Genomic DNA, 15,604 nt, shown 5'->3' on the forward strand with positions numbered 1-15,604 from the left:
CCTCTCTCTCTATCCGTGGCAGCCGGGCAGGATCAGCACGGGGGTAAGATTGGCGAGCGTGGCGATGAGCGAGATCAGCCCCGTCCACCATCCCGCGCGCAAAAGGGCGGTCTCATCCCGGTTCAGCTTCGACCGCCGTCCGCTATGCGCGCCCCGCCACATCCAGAAGATTTGCACCATCGCCATGGCGAGCGTCAGCACGACGGCGGTGATCAGCAGATGGTCCTGGCCCAGTAGTGCGCGCGGCGCGCAGGCGGCAGAGATCAGCGCGTAGATCGCCGTGAAATGCAGCGCCCAAAGCAGCACCGGCTTGGCGATGGCGCGGGTCAGAGTGCCCATGGCGTGCCTCCTCCTGCGAGCAGATAGGCCACTGCCGTCGCCGCCCCCATGATCGCCACGGCCTTCGTGAAGGTGGCGATCAGCAGGTTCGGCAACATCTGGCCGGGTTTCACCGCGCCCACGGCCTTGCGCAGCGCGTTGATCAGCGACCAGTAGAGCAGCACCGCCAGATAGGCCGCGACGAAGGCAAAAAGCGCCCAGCCCACGGCGGCATAGGCGGATTCATAAGGATCAACCCGACTGATCGCCATGAACAGTAGTGCGCCCAAGCCCACGGCGCTCAGCGCCAGCCCGAGGTCGATGGCGATGACGGGGGTGACCTTGGCGCCAAAGGCTGCGCGGCGGCTGGCCCAGCCAAAGCCCCAGAGCGCCAGTGCCGCGATCACGGCCAGCGCCGACATCAGCGCGTCCGCCGGCGGGGTGGTCTCGGCCCAATGCGGCTGGGTGTTCCACAGATACAGCCCGGCAAAGAGCAGCGAGGCAAAGAGGGCGGCGGAGATCAGCATTGTGCCGATGACGGCAAGGTTCAGATGGCTGCGCGGGTCGACCACGTTCACCGGGAGACGCCCCCCCAGCCCGCTGTCGCGCAGCACGCCGCTGTCCGAAGGCTCCCAGATCCAAGCGGTGATCCCCGCGAGCGCGATGGCAAAGCCCACCGCCACCAGCCAATAGGCCGAGGCCAGCGTCGCCCCAAAGACGAGCGCCAGCCCGAAGGCCGAAATCAGTGGCACCCATGTGGGATGCGGCAGGCGGACGATCTGCATCGGCGCGCCGGTGATCGGGTCGTTGCCCATGGTCTCGCGCCGGTGGTCGGTGGTGGGCCGCATGGCGCCCGCGACCTTCGGCGCCGGACGGTCGAGCAACTCGGGCTGGTCCCACAAAGGCTCGCGCGAGCGGACTGTGGGGATGGCGTGGAAGTTGAACCCAGGCGGGATCGGCGGATAAAGCCACTCCAGCGTGCCCGCGCCCCAAGGGTTGCGCCGCGCGCGTAGCCCGTTGCGCTGGTGCCTGAAGAAGTCGAAGACAAAGAGCACCACGCCCGCTGCCAGAATATAGGAGCCGATCGACGACAACATGTTCAGCCGGTCCCAGCCCAGCCCCTCGGGGTAGCTGGCGATCCGCCGCGGCATCCCCCGCAGGCCGGTAAGATGCATCATGAAAAACGCGAGGTTGAAGCCGATGAACATCAGCCAGAAGACCCAACGGCCCAGCGTGTCCGACATCATCCGCCCGGTGAAATGCGGCATCCAGTAATAAAGCGCGCCGAACATCGGAAAGACAAAACCGCCGATCAGCACGTAATGCAGATGGGCGACGACGAAATAGCTGTCATGGGCCTGCAGGTTGAAGGGCACAGCGGCCACCATCACGCCGGTGAGGCCGCCCAATACGAAGATGAAGAGAAACCCGAGGATGAAGAGCATCGGCACCTCCATCCGCGGCTTTCCTTGCGCCAGCGTGGCGAGAAAGCAGAAGATCTGCACCCCCGTCGGGATCGCCACCATGGTCGAGGCGGCCGAGAACAGCGTCAGCGACATCACCGGCAGGCCGGTGGCGAACATGTGATGCGCCCAAAGGCCGAAGCTGAGGAACCCCATCGTCACCACCGCCGCCACGGCAAACCCATAGCCGAAGAGCGGCTTGCCCACAAAGGTCGGCAGCATCGTAGCGACCATGCCTGCGGCGGGCAGGAAGATGATATAGACTTCCGGATGACCGAAGAGCCAGAACAGGTGCTGCCAAAGCAGGGGGTCGCCGCCAAGCGCGATGTCGAAGAAGGGCAGGCCCAGAAGACGCTCGGCCTCCAGCAGGATCGAGCCGATGATCAGCGGCGGGAAGCCCACGGCGATCATGAAGGCGGTGACCAGCAGATACCACATGAAGATAGGCATCTTGGTTAGGCTCATCCCCGGTGCACGGGTGCAGAGGATGGCGGCGATGATCTCCACTGCCGCGGTCACGCTCGCGATCTCGGCAAAGGTGATGCCGATGAGCCAGAAATCCGCCGAAAGGTCTTGCGTATAGGCACTGGTCGAGAGCGGCACATACATGAACCAGCCCCCCGCGGGGGCGGCGTCGAAGATGAAGGACGACAGGACGATGATGCCGCCGAAGAGGTAGCAGAAATACCCGAAAGCCCCTAGGCGCGGGAAGACAAGGTCACGCGCGCCGACCATGAGCGGGATGAGATGCACCGCGAACCCCTCGAGCATGGGGATCGCGAAGAGGAACATCATGATCGTGCCATGCATGGTGAAGACCTGATTGTAGGTCTCGGAATCGAGGAAGGTATTGTCCGGCACGATGAGCTGGGTGCGCACCAGCAGCGCGAGGAAGCCGGCGATCAGGAAGAAGATGAATCCGGTGACGAGGAAGCGCTTGCCCACGACACGGTGACTGACCGACGATAGCCGTTTAATACCCGGTGGTGTGTCCCAAATCCCCTCGAAATCGCGGCTGAAATCGCCTTTGGCGCTGCCGGAATAGGTCTGATCCTCGGGCAGATCGACAACATATGCGGTGCGGTCTTTCATGCAGGGCCTTTCATTTCAGGCTCGCCAGATAGGCCGAGAGCGCGCGCAGGTCCGGTCCCGGCAGGTGGTTGTAGGCGGGCATCTTGGCGCCGGGCTTCATCGCCTGTGGATCGGCGATCCAGCCAGCCAGCGTGCCTTGGTTCATCGGCCACATGCCCGCGCCGAGGCTCGCACGTCCGCCCACGCGGCTGAGGTCCGGCCCCAGATCGCCGCCCTTGGCCACGCCGCGAATCTCGTGGCAGGCGGGGCAGCCCGCCTCGACGAAGACATCGCGCCCGCGGGTTAGTTCACTGCGTGCCGCGTCGCGGGCCTCGCCGCTGGCGCGTTGCATCCAGGCGTCGAATTCCTCGGGCTCCACCACCAGCACCTCGAAGGCCATCTTGGGGTGCGACAGGCCGCAGAACTCGGCGCATTGGCCGCGGAAACGCCCGGTCTCGGTCGCCATGGCGGGCAGGGTGTTCACCCGGCCCGGGATCATGTCCATCTTGCCGGTGAGCTTCGGTACCCAGAAGGAATGGATCACGTTGTCGGAATTCAGCCGGAAGGTGACGGGGCGGTCTTTTGGGATGATGATCTCATTGGCGTCGCGCAGCGCCCAGCCCTCGGGGTCATAGACCACATCCCACCAGAACTGCTTGCCGGTGACCTCGATCACCAGTGCCTTGGGGTCCTCGCGGGTGATCTGCTGCAGGGTGACGGTGGAAAAGCCAATGAGGATACCGACCGAGACCAGCGGCAAGACGATGCCGCCCGCCCAGATCCACCATGTCTTCGCCGCCAGACGCCCCGCCAGCACCGCCCAGACGAAAAGCACCAGAAGCACGAAGATCACGCCGAAGGCCAGTGTCATGCCGATGGTCAGCCCGTTGATGGCCGTGGCGCCCACGCCCTCGGGTGCGAGCGCCGATTGCGCGCCGTATTGACCCAGCGTGGATTGCACCTCCGCGCTCATGTCCGCCCCTCCCGGCCCAGCAGATAGGCGGCGATGTCGCGGGCCTCGTCGGCATTCAGGCCGAGGTTTGGCATGGCGGTGGCGGGGCTGTGCGCGGGCGGGTTCATTAGCCAGCGGGTCAACCCGCCGGGGGTGTTGGGCAGCACGCCTCCCACATAGGCCTGCCGCGCGAGGTCCTCCAGATCGGGGCCAACGACGCCTTGGGCGGAACGCAGCCCGGGCACCCGGTGGCAGGCTCCGCAGCCGTGGGTGCGGATCAACTCGGCCCCGCGCGCGGGGTCGGCATCATGGAACTGCCGCGACAGGGCGTCGTAGTCGGGGGTCCTTTCGGTGAGCCCCTGCCGGATGTTGATCCGCCACCATTCGGAAAGCTGCCGCTGCGCCTGCTGTGCTGGCGCGGCTACGGCGGCGGCGAGGCTGCTGTGCGGCGGCAGGGCGGACCAGACCACCGCGGCGGCGATTGCCAATGTGAGGACTATGAAGCCGAAGATGCGCATCCGGTGCCTCAGCGGATCGGGTCGAGCGCGGCTTCAGGCGCGGCTTCCGGCCCCGGCGCGAAACCCTCGGGCAAGGGCAGGGTGGGGCGGACGCGGTTATAATAAGCGCTGACCGCCTCGATGTCCCTTTTAGTCATCTTTTTGGCGATGGCCGACATCACGTTGTCGATGTCGTTGTCGCGCTTGCCCTCTTTCCACATCTGAAGCTGGTGCTCCATGTAGCTGGCGTATTGCCCGGCGAGGTAGGGCACGGCGGGCGGATTGCCCAAGCCGCTCGGCCCGTGGCAGTTCACGCAGGCCGGCACGCCGCGCTCGGCCGAGCCAACGGCGCCGAGCTGGCCGCCCCATTGCAGGGTCATGCCGTCCACATCCGCAAGCGGCGGCGTATAGGGCGCTGCAATCGTGGCGTAATAGGCGGCGACCGCCTCCATCTCTTCGTCGGTCAATTTTTTGGCGATGCCCGACATCACCCGGTTCTGCCGATCGCCCGAGGCGTAATCCTTGAGTTGTTTGTAGGTGTACCAGCCGGCTTGCTCCGCCAGCCGCGGGAAGGCGCCCGAACCGTCGCCCGCGCCGTCACTTCCGTGGCAGGTGATGCAGGCCATGCCGCTGTCGCCCGCCTCGGACCCGCCCATGGCCACCAGCCGCCCCAGTTCCAGCACGTCGTCGTCGACTTCGGTGTTCACCGTTGCATTAAAACGCAGCATCTCATCTTCGAGCCGCGCCTCCATCGCGTCGATCCCCGGCGTGGCCTCGTAGTTCTGCGCCCTGATAAACCCGGCCGAGATGCCAAGCACGGCAAGGGCGCTGAAGGTGGTCAGAATGGTTCGGAAGGTCATGGCAGGGTCCTTTCGGTCGGGCGGCGGGGTCAGGCGTCCATCAGCGGGCCGGGGTTGGGCAAATAGTCGCGTTTCATGTGCTCGAGCGTCCAATAGGCGAGGCCCATCAGCGGCCCGGTCGGATTGTAGCCGAGGTTCTGCGGGAACAGGCAGGCGCCGAAGACAAAGACGTTGTGATGGTCCCACATCTGGCCATAGCGGTTCACCACGCTGGTCTCGGGGTCGGTCCCGATCACCGCGCCGCCGACGTTATGCGTGGTCTGGTAGGGGACGATGTCGTAATGTTTGTCGACGCCCGCGAGGTTGGTGCCGCTGACCGAGGTCACGTGATCCATCTCGCGCGCGACCTCCATGGCGCGCTGCATCACGAAGTCGCTCATCTTGCGGTCGTTCTCGGGGAAATCGAAGGTCATGCGCAGCAACGGGCGGCCATAGGCATCGGTCCAAGTGGGGTCGAGGTCGAGGTAGTTCTCGGGCGTCGAGACCGAGGAGCCATGCACCACCAGATCGGCATGGTGGTTGTAGTTCTCGCGCACCGCTTGCTTCCACTCGGCGCCCCATTTCGGCGTGCCCTCGGGCACCGGTTGATATCCGATGGGGCGGCCATGGTATTGCTTGCAGGCGATATAGCCGCCGCCGACGAAACCCAGATCGCTGTGGTCGAAATTGTCGCCGTTGTAATCGTCGATCACGACCCCAAGCGCGCCCGCGCCCATATAAGGATCGGTCTTCACGCTATCGTCGAAAAAGGCATCGACCCCGGCCACGGTTTGATAGCTGTAGTTGCGCCCCACGACGCCGGAGCGGGTCTCAGGGTCATAGGGTTTGCCCAAGCCCGAGACGAGCATCAGATGCACGTTCCACAGGGCATAGGCGTTCATGCAGATCGTATCGGCGGGCTGGAAGATCTCTTCGCCGTTCTCATCGAGATAGATCGCGCCGGTGGCGGTTTTGCCGTCCGCGCTTTTCTCGATCCGCAGCACCTGTGCGTTCAGGCGGATTTCGAAGTTCTCGTGGTCCTTGATCCGGTCATAGACGCAGATGATCGGGTCGGCCTTGGCGTAATAACCGCAGCCGAACCTTTCGCAAAACCCGCAGTATGTGCAGGGATGCAACTGCGCGCCATAGGGGTTCACATAGGCTTTGGTCACATTGGCCGAGGGCATCGGAAAGGGGTTGAGCCCCATCCGCGCGGCGGCTTCGCCAAAGAGAGTGTTGGAAATCGGCTGTCGCATTGGCGGATTGGGGTAATCCGCGCTGCGTGGCCCTTCGAAGACGTTCCCGCCCGACAGCGCATCGCCGCTCAGATTGCCGGCCTGTCCGGCTGCACCGCAAATGCGCTCGAAGAAATCGAGATGGGGTTCAAGCTCATCATAGGTGACGCCCCAGTCCTGAATGCTAAGCTCGGGGCCAATAAAATCTTTGCCGTAGCGGTCTTCGTAATGGCTGCGCATCTCAAGGTCAGAGGGCAGGGGCCGCCAGAGCTGGCCGTTCCAGTGGATGCCCGCGCCACCAAGGCCCGATCCGGGGAGAAACGACCCCAGTCGCCGCATCGGCAGCGCCTGTTGGTCGCGGTTGTTGCGAAAGGTTAGCGTCTCTTTCTTGACGTCGACCATGTGCTCGCAACGGTGGGCGTATTTAAGCTCGTCATGTTCCTCAGGCGCCCCGAAGGATGTGGCGGTATGGCGTTGTTTGCCGCGTTCCAGCACAACGCAGCGCTGCCCGGCATAGGCCAATTCGTAGGCGGCGGTAAGGCCGGTCCAGCCGCCGCCGATAATCAACACATCCGTTTTGGGAAGCTTTCTGGGTGCCATCACTTAGACCCTCCGCCAATCGCGCGGGGCGGGTAGGGGGAGCCGCCACGATCATGCGCAATCCCGCGCGGCGGCGGCGTGACCGAGCGTTCATGTTCGTCGACCCGCTCGGTGTAATATGCATGAGCGCCCGGAAACCCGACCATGCGCCAACCCGCATAATCGTAATTGCCCAGATAGATCGGGTCGGCGAAATAGCCCTGCCGCGTCAGCTTCCAAAGCTCCGCAATCAGCGTGCCAATAAAGTCATCCCGGTTCGAAAGCTCTTCGACATGATTGGCGCGGGCTGTGACGTCCATCGTGGCGAAGTCTCCCATCTGGCGCGCTTGTTCTATTCCCTGACGCAGGAGTTGTGCCGGTGTGAACTCAAGCTGATATCCTTGTTCCGCCACGGCGCCCTCGGGGAAGGGAGGCTCAAGATAAAGACCTTTGCCCGCGCCATAGGCGGTGGCCATCTGAAAGTCGATAAAGTCAACGACGCCCGCCTGCGAGGCAGAGGGGAACTCATCCTGCGGAATGAACACGTCGACCACTGCAGCCATCCACTGCGCTTCGTCATTCGTAAAAAACGCCCAAGGCCGGTCATCGCGCGCGGCAAAGGCGTGTTGCACCGGTAATCCGACAGTTGCGGCACCTGTCCCAAGTGCGATTTGGGCTAAAATAGCTCGCCGTGAAAAGAGCTTTGCCATAAACTGCGGCTCCGCTTGAAATATAGGTCTGCATCACACCAACGGTAAACTTCCCGTGGGGTTCCGGAACTTTGTGAACTTTTTCACTATCTCGCGCGAACGGATCGTCCCGTGGTGCGTTGAAGGGGCATGTTTGCAAGCCTTTCTACCCCGATTCTTTTCGCGCTTGGCGGCCTTGCTGGGCTCATCATTCTTGTTACCGGCTACCGTATGACGGGGCTGAGCGACCAGATCGCCGACCGCACCGGCTGGGGCGAGGCGCTGGTCGGCGCGGCGCTGCTGGGGGCCGCGACCTCGATGTCCGGCACGGTTGTTTCCCTGACCTCGGCGTTGGATGGGCGGGCATCTTTGGCCTTCTCGAACGGCATCGGAGGCATCGCGGCGCAGACGGCATTTCTGGCCTTGGCCGATATGATCTACCGGCGTGCCAATCTGGAACATGCAGCCGCCGATCTGGCGAATGTCTTTCAAGCGGGGCTTTTGCTGCTGCTGCTGACGGTGCCACTGATGGCCTTCACCGCGCCGGAGGTTGCCTTTTGGGGTATCCATCCGGCCAGCATCGCGCTGTTTGCGCTTTATGCCTATGGAATGCGCGCCACTGCTCGCCTGCGGGAAGAGCCGATGTGGCATCCGGTGTCCACCTCGGATACCCGCGCGGATGAGCCTGAGGACGACAAAGAGGCCGCAAAACCCGTCGGCGCTTTGGTCGTGCCGTTTCTGATCTTGCTGGTGCTGATGGGCCTCTCCGGTTTCGCCGTGGCACGGATCGCGGCGGAAATCTCGGACCGGTTTAACCTTTCCGATACCGTGGTGGGGGCGACAATGACGGCGGTGCTTACCTCCCTGCCAGAGCTTGTCACCACATTGGTCGCGGTGCGGCGCGGGGCGCTGCAATTGGCCGTGGGAGGGATCATCGGCGGCAATACGTTCGACACGCTGTTCCTCACTCTGTCGGATATCGGGTATCGCGACGGCTCGCTTTATCACGCGATCACTGCGGATGACCTGTTCTGGCTCACCGTGGCGATGATGATGACGGCGGTTCTGATCCTTGGCCTGATCTTCCGGCAGCGCAAAGGGATCGGTTGGGAGAGTATCGGTCTCCTGGTGATCTACGCGGGCGCGCTTGCGATGCACGTTCTCTAAATTCATGTAACAAGGGAACTTTATCTTCAAAATCCCGTTACTCCTATGATGCTACCGGCTTTGCCCAACCGAATTTTCAGCAGGAGATAGTCATGAGAAACGCGCCGCTTCTAGCAATTACGCTGATTGGCAGCCTTGGCGCCACGGCACTGCGATCCGAGACTGAGACACCGCAATTCACTCCCCAAGACACGATGATCGCCCTGTCGAGCCTGAATGGTCACAAGCTGTATTTGCCCGCCAAGGATGAGCCGCTGGCAGAGATCGACCTCGAAGAATTGAAAGAGCGCATGGAAGGCTGGACCATGGCCGGGCAAATCTCCGAAGTGGTCATCAGCCGCGATGGAACACTGCGCGGCATCATCGTCGATGCAGGCGGATTTCTGGGCAAGGGGGTCACGCGGGTGCTCTCTCTCGACGACTTGCGTTTCCTGCCGGACGCGGATGAAGAGAACGAGTTCTTCCTGCTCTATACCGGGCAGAAAGAAGACCTGAAGGCCGCCCCGGAATACAACGAAGACGACGTGCGTCTGCGCGCCGCCGATATGCGCGAGGGCGGCGAAAAGATCGAGATCGTTAAATTGAGCGATCTGGATTCCGAAGAATTCCTAGGACTCGCGGCCTTTGGCCAGAACGACAATTGGATCGGTGAGATTTCGCAGGTCACCTTTAGCGAAGATGGCCAGATCAAAATGGTGATCCTCGACATCGGCGGCTTCCTCGGCTTGGGCGAAACGCAGGTCGCCGTGCCTCTGGATATGATTGAGTTGCGCCGCTTGGGCGGGGACGATCTGCGGGCCAATGTCTCGGCGACCGAGAAGGAATTGCAGGAAATGGAGCCTTGGGAAGAGGATAACTGAGCCACTGGCCGCGCGGGCCAACCTCGGAATTAGGCGCAAAGAATATTTTAGGAGAGCATGATGGAGAGCGCGAAATTTGATCTACACCTGATCGACTATGCGATTGTGGTGGCTTATTTTATCGGTGTCGTCGCCCATGGCATTTACGTTTCGCGCAAACAATCCGGCGGGTCTGAGGATTACTTCCTCGCCGGTCGGTCGCTGCCTTGGTATCTGATCGGTTTCTCGCTTTTCGCCTCCAACATGTCCGGCTCCAGTTTCGTGGGGCTGATGGGCGGGGCCTATGCAAATGGCGTCGTGATTTTCAACTATGAATGGACCGCCGCGCTGGTCTTGATCCTATTCGCGATCTTTATTTTGCCGTCATACCTGCGGGCGAAAATCTCGACTGTGCCGGGCTTCTTGGAAGAACGCTATGACGTCCGTTCGCGCCGGGCGTTTTCGCTTTTCACCATCCTTGCCATCATGTTCATCGATACGGCCGGGGCGCTTTACGCGGGCGGTTTGGTGATTTCGAACGTCACCGGCTACCTGAACCTTTGGGCTGCCGTCGCAGTGCTGGCCTTGGTCGCCGGCATCTACACCATTCTGGGCGGGCTTTCCGCGGTGGTTGTCACTGACACGGTGCAGGCGATCCTATTGATCATCGGTGCTGCGGCCCTGTTCTGGATCGGCCTTGATGAGATCGGCGGCTGGGAAGAACTGTTCACTGGCACGCCCGAGGACATGACCCATATGATCCTGCCTGCGGATGATGACTTCTTGCCGTGGACGGGGCTGTTGGGCGTTATCCTGCTGGGGTTTTACTATTGGACGATCAACCAGTTCGTCGTGCAGCGCACATTGGGCGCAAAGGACTTGAAGGAAGGACAGATCGGGGCCATCTTCGCTGGTTTCCTGAAACTGCCGAACATCTTTCTGATGGTCCTGCCGGGGGTGATCGCGCTCAAGCTCTACCCTGACCTCGAAACGCCCGACCTTGCATTTCCCACGCTGGCGTTCGAGCTGATGCCCATCGGGGTGCGCGGGCTGATCATGGCGGCGTTGATCGCGGCAATCATGTCCTCGCTCGACTCCGCGTTGAACTCCGCCGCGACCTTGGTGGTGAAGGACTTCGCTGAGCCGATATTCAACGTGAGCGAAGACCGTCAGGTCTGGATGGGCAAGCTGGTCACCGCGGGCGTCATGGTCTTCGGCGCGATCTATGCCCCGATGATTGCCGGGTTCGAGAGCCTGTTCAGCTATTTCCAATCCTCCCTGTCCTATATCGTGCCGACCATTGTCGTGGTCTATATCCTTGGCCTGATGTTCAAGCGGTTGAACGGCAACGGCGCGTTCTGGACGATCATGTTCGGTCTGATCATCGGCATTCCGCTTTTCGTGCTGAAAGAGGTGACGAACTACTGGACCTATATGGGGCTGCCGGAAATCCACTATACGGTGATGTCGTCGATCATGATGACCATCGGGATCATCCTGCATTTCGGTATTTCCTACGCCACGTCGCCGAAGGAAAAAGAGAATATCAAAGACCTCGTATGGCAGGGGGAAGAGGCCAGAGAGATTTTCACACAATGGGAGAAACCGCTTTGGCAGGATCGGACTCTTTGGGCCGGGCTGCTTGTCGTGGCCACTTTGGCGATGGTGGTTTGGTGGGCCTGAGCCATGGAGACGCTGGACCGAATAGCATCGGATGTTTCAGCGCAGCTTGATGCCGCGCCGGAGTTTGTCAGCCCTCTGCTCGAGGTGCTTCTTGCCTGCGCGGCGGGGCTGGCGGTCCATTGGATTGGATACCGCATTCTCGACCGGGTTATCTCGGAAAAGAACATCACCGGGCGGTCTTTGCTGCGTCGGGCCCGCAGACCACTGCGCCTTGCCGCCGTGGTCGCGGCGCTCGCTTGGGTCTTGCCAAATGTACGGCTTTACGGCTGGCAAGATGGGGCGGCGCATCTGTTTCTGGTGCTGTTGATCATTCTGGTCGGTTGGACGCTCATCCTTCTGACCAATCATTTCACGGAACGTGCCGTGCGGCGGCATCGGTTGGATGTCGAAGACAACCTCTCGGCGCGAAAATTCGTGACCCAAGCGCGGGTGCTGCGCCGGACCGTAACCATCATATTAGGTATCTTCACGGCGGCCGGGGTCTTGTTAACCTTTGAAAGCGTGCAAAAATACGGGGCGGGTCTGTTTGCCTCGGCCGGGGCGGCGGGTCTGGTCGTCGGGCTCGCGGCGCGTCCGGTGCTGACCAATCTGATCGCGGGGCTACAGATTGCCATCACCCAGCCGATCAGGCTTGAAGATGTGGTGATTGTCGAAGACGAATGGGGCTGGGTCGAAGAGATTTTCGCCACCTACGTCGTCGTGCGTTTGTGGGATTGGCGGCGCATGGTGGTGCCGCTGTCCTATTTCATCGAAAAGCCGTTTCAGAATTGGACCCGCGAAAGCGCGTCGATTATCGGGACGGTGTTTTGGTATCTCGATTACACGGTGCCGATCGACAAGATGCGCGCGAAGCTTGAGGAATTGGCCAAAGCCTCGCCCCTATGGGACGGGCAGGTGATCAATCTTCAGGTTTCTGAGACCGAGAAAGACAGTATCGCCGTGCGCGGCCTCGTCAGCGCCCGAACCTCTCCGCAGGCGTGGGACCTGCGCTGCGAGATCCGGGAAAAGATGATCGACTGGCTGCAAAAAGAGCATCCCCAAGCGCTGCCGCGTCTGCGCGGGAATATGGAGATTCGAAGTAGAGATGAGGTGTCGCCGGACAGTGAGGCCCCGGCGGTGTCCTGAAGAAGTCGACCAATAAGACAACAACAAAGGAATATCAGGTGGAAAAACTCGCACGGCGTCTTGGCCTGAAAACGGACCCGGTCATCTTTTTCATTTCAGCCGGGCTGACTGCGCTATTCGTCCTGCTGTTGGTCGTCGTCCCCGAACCGATTGGAGAGGTCTTTGCCCTCGGTCGGGCGTGGGTCGTGACCAATCTGGGCTGGTTCTTTATCCTTGGCGTGAACGTCTGGCTGGGCTTTCTGATTTGGGCCGCAGCCTCCCGCCACGGTCATATTCGATTGGGGCCGAAGGGATCCGAGCCCGAGTATTCGAACCTGTCGTGGTTCACCATGCTGTTCGCAGGCGGCATCGGTACCGTGCTCATGTTCTGGGGCGTGGCCGAGCCGATTAGCCATTTCCAAAAACCGCCATTGCCGGGGGTGGAGCCCTATTCGGAACAGGCGGCGAAAGATGCTATTTCCATCGCGGTTTATCATCTGGGGCTGCACACTTGGGCGATTTTCACGCTGCCGGGTCTGGCCTTTGCCTATTTCATCAACCGGTATGATCTGCCGGTGCGCGTCAGCTCGGTTTTTTATCCACTGCTGCGTGAGGGGATCCACGGTCCCGTAGGAAAAGCCATTGATATCGTGTCCATTCTCGGGACGATCTTCGGCGTCGCGGTATCCCTCGGGCTTGGCTCTTCGCAAATCGCCGCGGGTCTGTCCGAGCTTTTCGGCTGGGATGCCTCCACCTTTCTCAAAATCGCGATCCTCGCAGTGCTGACCATGGTCGCCGTCGGTTCGATCGTGGCGGGGCTGGATAGCGGGGTGAAGCTCTTGTCGAATATCAACATCGGCATGGCGGTTCTGCTGATGATCTTTGTGCTGGTGACCGGATCGACCCTGTTTCTCTTGCGCGGCATTGTCGAAACCGCGGGCCTCTACCTACAAAACCTACCACGGCTGGCCTTTTGGAACGATATGCTGGCCAACCGAAACCCGTCGAACGGGGATTGGGGCTGGCAAGGGGACTGGACGGTCTTTTACTGGGCGTGGACCGTCACATGGTCCCCCTTTATCGGGCTCTTCGTGGCGCGGATTTCGCGCGGCAGGACCATTCGGGAGTTTGTCTTTGGTGTCCTGCTCGCCCCGACGGCCTTCACGCTGATCTGGTTCTCAATCTTCGGCTGGCAGGCCATCGGCTTTGACGGCATCGGCGCGGCGGCACGGACGGCGATGGGCGATCAGTCGGGCGAGATCAGCCGGGCGGTGGCGGAAAGCATCCCTCTAGCACTCTTCGCCTTTCTTGAGCACTTTCCTTTCACGTTGTTCGTCCAAGGCGTCGCGATCATCATCGTTGCCATTTTCTTTGCGACCTCGTCGGACTCGGCCTCTCTGGTCGTCGATATGCTCTGCACCGGCCACGCAAAGCCCGGTCCGGTGCGCCAGCGGGTTTTTTGGGGGCTTGCCGAAGGGCTGGTCGCAGCGATGCTAATTCTTTTGACTGGAGATACCGGACTGACCGCCTTGCAGCAGGTGATTACCGTGGTGGGGCTGCCGATCTTTGTAATGGTTTGCGCGATGATACCTTCCTTGGTTCGGGGGTTTAAGCTAGAGGATATCGATAATGTGTCGGTAAACGGTCGTCCGAAATTACGTGATTTTTGACAACCAAGTTACGCCGGGGGCCGCAGCTACAGAATCAGTTCCATAAATAGTCATAGCTCCCTTCGTGGGTGGAATAATCTTGTAAATTGCAGGTAACCATTCTAACGTTGATTATGAACATGAAATTTGATTACATGGAAATGGTATGTCGAAAAGAATTTTAGTGATCTCTTCAATTGTCGCTGCCATTGGGTCGTCTGGCTCAGCGCAAAGTGACGCGGTTCTCGCGCCGCAGCCGTCGCTACCTAGCCCTAGCACGCAGTTGGCGTTTCCGACGGTAGCAGGCGCACCCTCGGCGGTCGCACCTAGATCGGGAAGTGGCTTTATTGGTTTGACCTATGCCACGCCCCGAGGCGGAGTATCTGGGGCGGGTGGCGACGGAGATCTGGTCGCTGGCTATAGTATCGGAAGCCCCCTGGAGAATCTTAGCCTGACATTCGGTCTGGCCTTAACAGGGCTGGACCCTCTAGGTGATGCGGGTTCTCTAAGCCTTTCCGCCTCTCGCCTGGCGCACGTAGGTGGAAATTCCGCAACATTCGTTGGCGCCACGGTTTCCAACCTTGCGGCTTGGGGCGTAAATTCGAACCGGTCTGAGCAGTTCACTGTATATGCTTCGCACATTGTAGCCATCGACAAAGGGAGTGTAGAGGTGCCGCTTCAGTTTGTCGTTGGGTATGGTACCGACAATACCCGAGACACAGATGGTATTGGGATTGAAGATGGAGCTTTCGCAGGCGTTGGCGTCGGGATCACTCAGAATATGAGCGCAAGCATGTCCTTTACCGAAACTCAGCTTAATCTCGGTGCGTCATTCAACGTTCCTGATTCGACTATCAGCACATCTCTTAATCTTCTAGACGTGACAGACAACACCGATCGCCAGCAGGTGACATTGTCGGTCGCCTACGGGTTTTGAAGTTCTGAAAAGGGTTAATTCTATGATGAAGAAAATTTTGATATCCGCTGCAATTTCCCTGACTCTTGCGAATAGTGCGTTTGCGGGTGATACCGTAACGATCACAGCACCCGGCGGTGCTGGTCAAACAGTTGGCCCGGGGGTGATCGCAGCCGCGATCACACGCGCAACGGGAATGTCTGTCAGCAGCGTGTCAAGCGTAACCCCAGGCGGTGACATTTCTGTGGTTGCCGGGGGCAACACTTATGTAGTGACATCAGGCTTCATCGCGATGTTGCTGGCCTATTATTCGTAAGGCATCGGACAGGTGGAGAGGTGCCACCTTCCGCTCTTCTTTAGCCTGGTTTTATAACGACCTTTGAACCTTCCTCCGATCAGTTTATCCCTTAAACGGAGGAAGGTTTCATTGATGAAGAGCTTCCGACACCCACCTTAAGTGAGTTGCTGAGGTCTCGACCCCAAGACGAAGTGAACGGTACAATCGTAAACGGTTGGAGAGCCGCTTATTCTCTCGAACAGGCGGCTGGTCGGCGCTGTGGCCACACCACCAGACGAAGGAACCGATAAGCCTTCCGTCATAAA

At 60.5% G+C, this 15,604-nt stretch carries 14 protein-coding genes; 7 read left to right on the forward strand and 7 right to left on the reverse strand.

Annotated features, from left to right (window positions below; genetic code table 11):
• Positions 1 to 9: 9 nt before the first annotated feature.
• From J3456_RS16720 to J3456_RS16750, 7 genes are read right to left on the reverse strand one after another with little or no spacing between them, the layout of a single operon-like run.
• On the reverse strand, positions 10 to 339 hold the full coding sequence (locus tag J3456_RS16720; protein ID WP_349581287.1) for a hypothetical protein: 330 nt from the start codon (positions 337 to 339) through the stop codon (positions 10 to 12).
• On the reverse strand, positions 327 to 2,873 hold the full coding sequence (ctaD, locus tag J3456_RS16725; RefSeq protein WP_349581289.1) for a cytochrome c oxidase subunit I: 2,547 nt from the start codon (positions 2,871 to 2,873) through the stop codon (positions 327 to 329). The genes J3456_RS16720 and ctaD overlap by 13 nt, the downstream gene beginning before the upstream one ends.
• Positions 2,874 to 2,883: 10 nt before the next feature.
• Positions 2,884 to 3,825: a cytochrome c oxidase subunit II gene (coxB, locus tag J3456_RS16730; RefSeq protein ID WP_349581290.1), complete on the reverse strand. Its 942-nt coding sequence runs from the start codon at positions 3,823 to 3,825 to the stop codon at positions 2,884 to 2,886.
• Positions 3,822 to 4,322, reverse strand: a complete 501-nt coding sequence (locus J3456_RS16735; RefSeq protein WP_349581292.1) for a c-type cytochrome — start codon at positions 4,320 to 4,322, stop codon at positions 3,822 to 3,824. Before J3456_RS16735 ends, coxB begins: the two co-directional genes overlap by 4 nt.
• An 8-nt stretch (positions 4,323 to 4,330) precedes the next feature.
• Complete coding sequence (locus J3456_RS16740; protein WP_349581294.1) at positions 4,331 to 5,161, reverse strand: c-type cytochrome; 831 nt, start codon at positions 5,159 to 5,161, stop codon at positions 4,331 to 4,333.
• A gap of 29 nt (positions 5,162 to 5,190) precedes the next feature.
• Positions 5,191 to 6,975, reverse strand: coding sequence for a GMC family oxidoreductase (locus tag J3456_RS16745; protein WP_349581295.1), 1,785 nt, complete (start codon positions 6,973 to 6,975; stop codon positions 5,191 to 5,193).
• Positions 6,975 to 7,586, reverse strand: a complete 612-nt coding sequence (locus J3456_RS16750; RefSeq protein WP_349581297.1) for a gluconate 2-dehydrogenase subunit 3 family protein — start codon at positions 7,584 to 7,586, stop codon at positions 6,975 to 6,977. Before J3456_RS16750 ends, J3456_RS16745 begins: the two co-directional genes overlap by 1 nt.
• 207 nt (positions 7,587 to 7,793) lie before the next feature.
• Between J3456_RS16750 and J3456_RS16755 the strand changes: the two genes are divergently transcribed.
• The 7 genes from J3456_RS16755 (at position 7,794) to J3456_RS16785 (ending at position 15,317) form a co-directional block, all read left to right on the forward strand.
• On the forward strand, positions 7,794 to 8,810 hold the full coding sequence (locus tag J3456_RS16755; protein WP_349581298.1) for a sodium:calcium antiporter: 1,017 nt from the start codon (positions 7,794 to 7,796) through the stop codon (positions 8,808 to 8,810).
• 92 nt (positions 8,811 to 8,902) lie between these two features.
• Positions 8,903 to 9,670 carry a PRC-barrel domain-containing protein gene (locus J3456_RS16760; protein ID WP_349581300.1) on the forward strand — a complete coding sequence of 256 codons (768 nt, stop codon included), beginning with the start codon at positions 8,903 to 8,905 and terminating at the stop codon, positions 9,668 to 9,670.
• Positions 9,671 to 9,730: 60 nt separating this feature from the next.
• Positions 9,731 to 11,332 (forward strand): sodium:solute symporter, encoded by a 1,602-nt coding sequence (locus J3456_RS16765; RefSeq protein WP_349581301.1) that lies wholly within the window; start codon positions 9,731 to 9,733, stop codon positions 11,330 to 11,332.
• 3 nt (positions 11,333 to 11,335) lie between these two features.
• Positions 11,336 to 12,457 (forward strand): mechanosensitive ion channel family protein, encoded by a 1,122-nt coding sequence (locus J3456_RS16770; protein ID WP_349581303.1) that lies wholly within the window; start codon positions 11,336 to 11,338, stop codon positions 12,455 to 12,457.
• Between the two features lie 38 nt (positions 12,458 to 12,495).
• Positions 12,496 to 14,106: a BCCT family transporter gene (locus J3456_RS16775; RefSeq protein WP_349581305.1), complete on the forward strand. Its 1,611-nt coding sequence runs from the start codon at positions 12,496 to 12,498 to the stop codon at positions 14,104 to 14,106.
• Positions 14,107 to 14,755: 649 nt separating this feature from the next.
• The gene (locus tag J3456_RS16780) at positions 14,756 to 15,022 is read left to right on the forward strand and encodes a hypothetical protein (RefSeq protein ID WP_349581306.1); all 267 of its coding nucleotides are present in this window, start codon (positions 14,756 to 14,758) and stop codon (positions 15,020 to 15,022) included.
• A 22-nt stretch (positions 15,023 to 15,044) separates the two neighbouring features.
• Complete coding sequence (locus J3456_RS16785; protein WP_348657419.1) at positions 15,045 to 15,317, forward strand: hypothetical protein; 273 nt, start codon at positions 15,045 to 15,047, stop codon at positions 15,315 to 15,317.
• Positions 15,318 to 15,604: the final 287 nt, after the last annotated feature.

The organism is Sulfitobacter sp. NFXS29, from assembly GCF_040148765.1.
Lineage (GTDB): Bacteria > Pseudomonadota > Alphaproteobacteria > Rhodobacterales > Rhodobacteraceae > Sulfitobacter.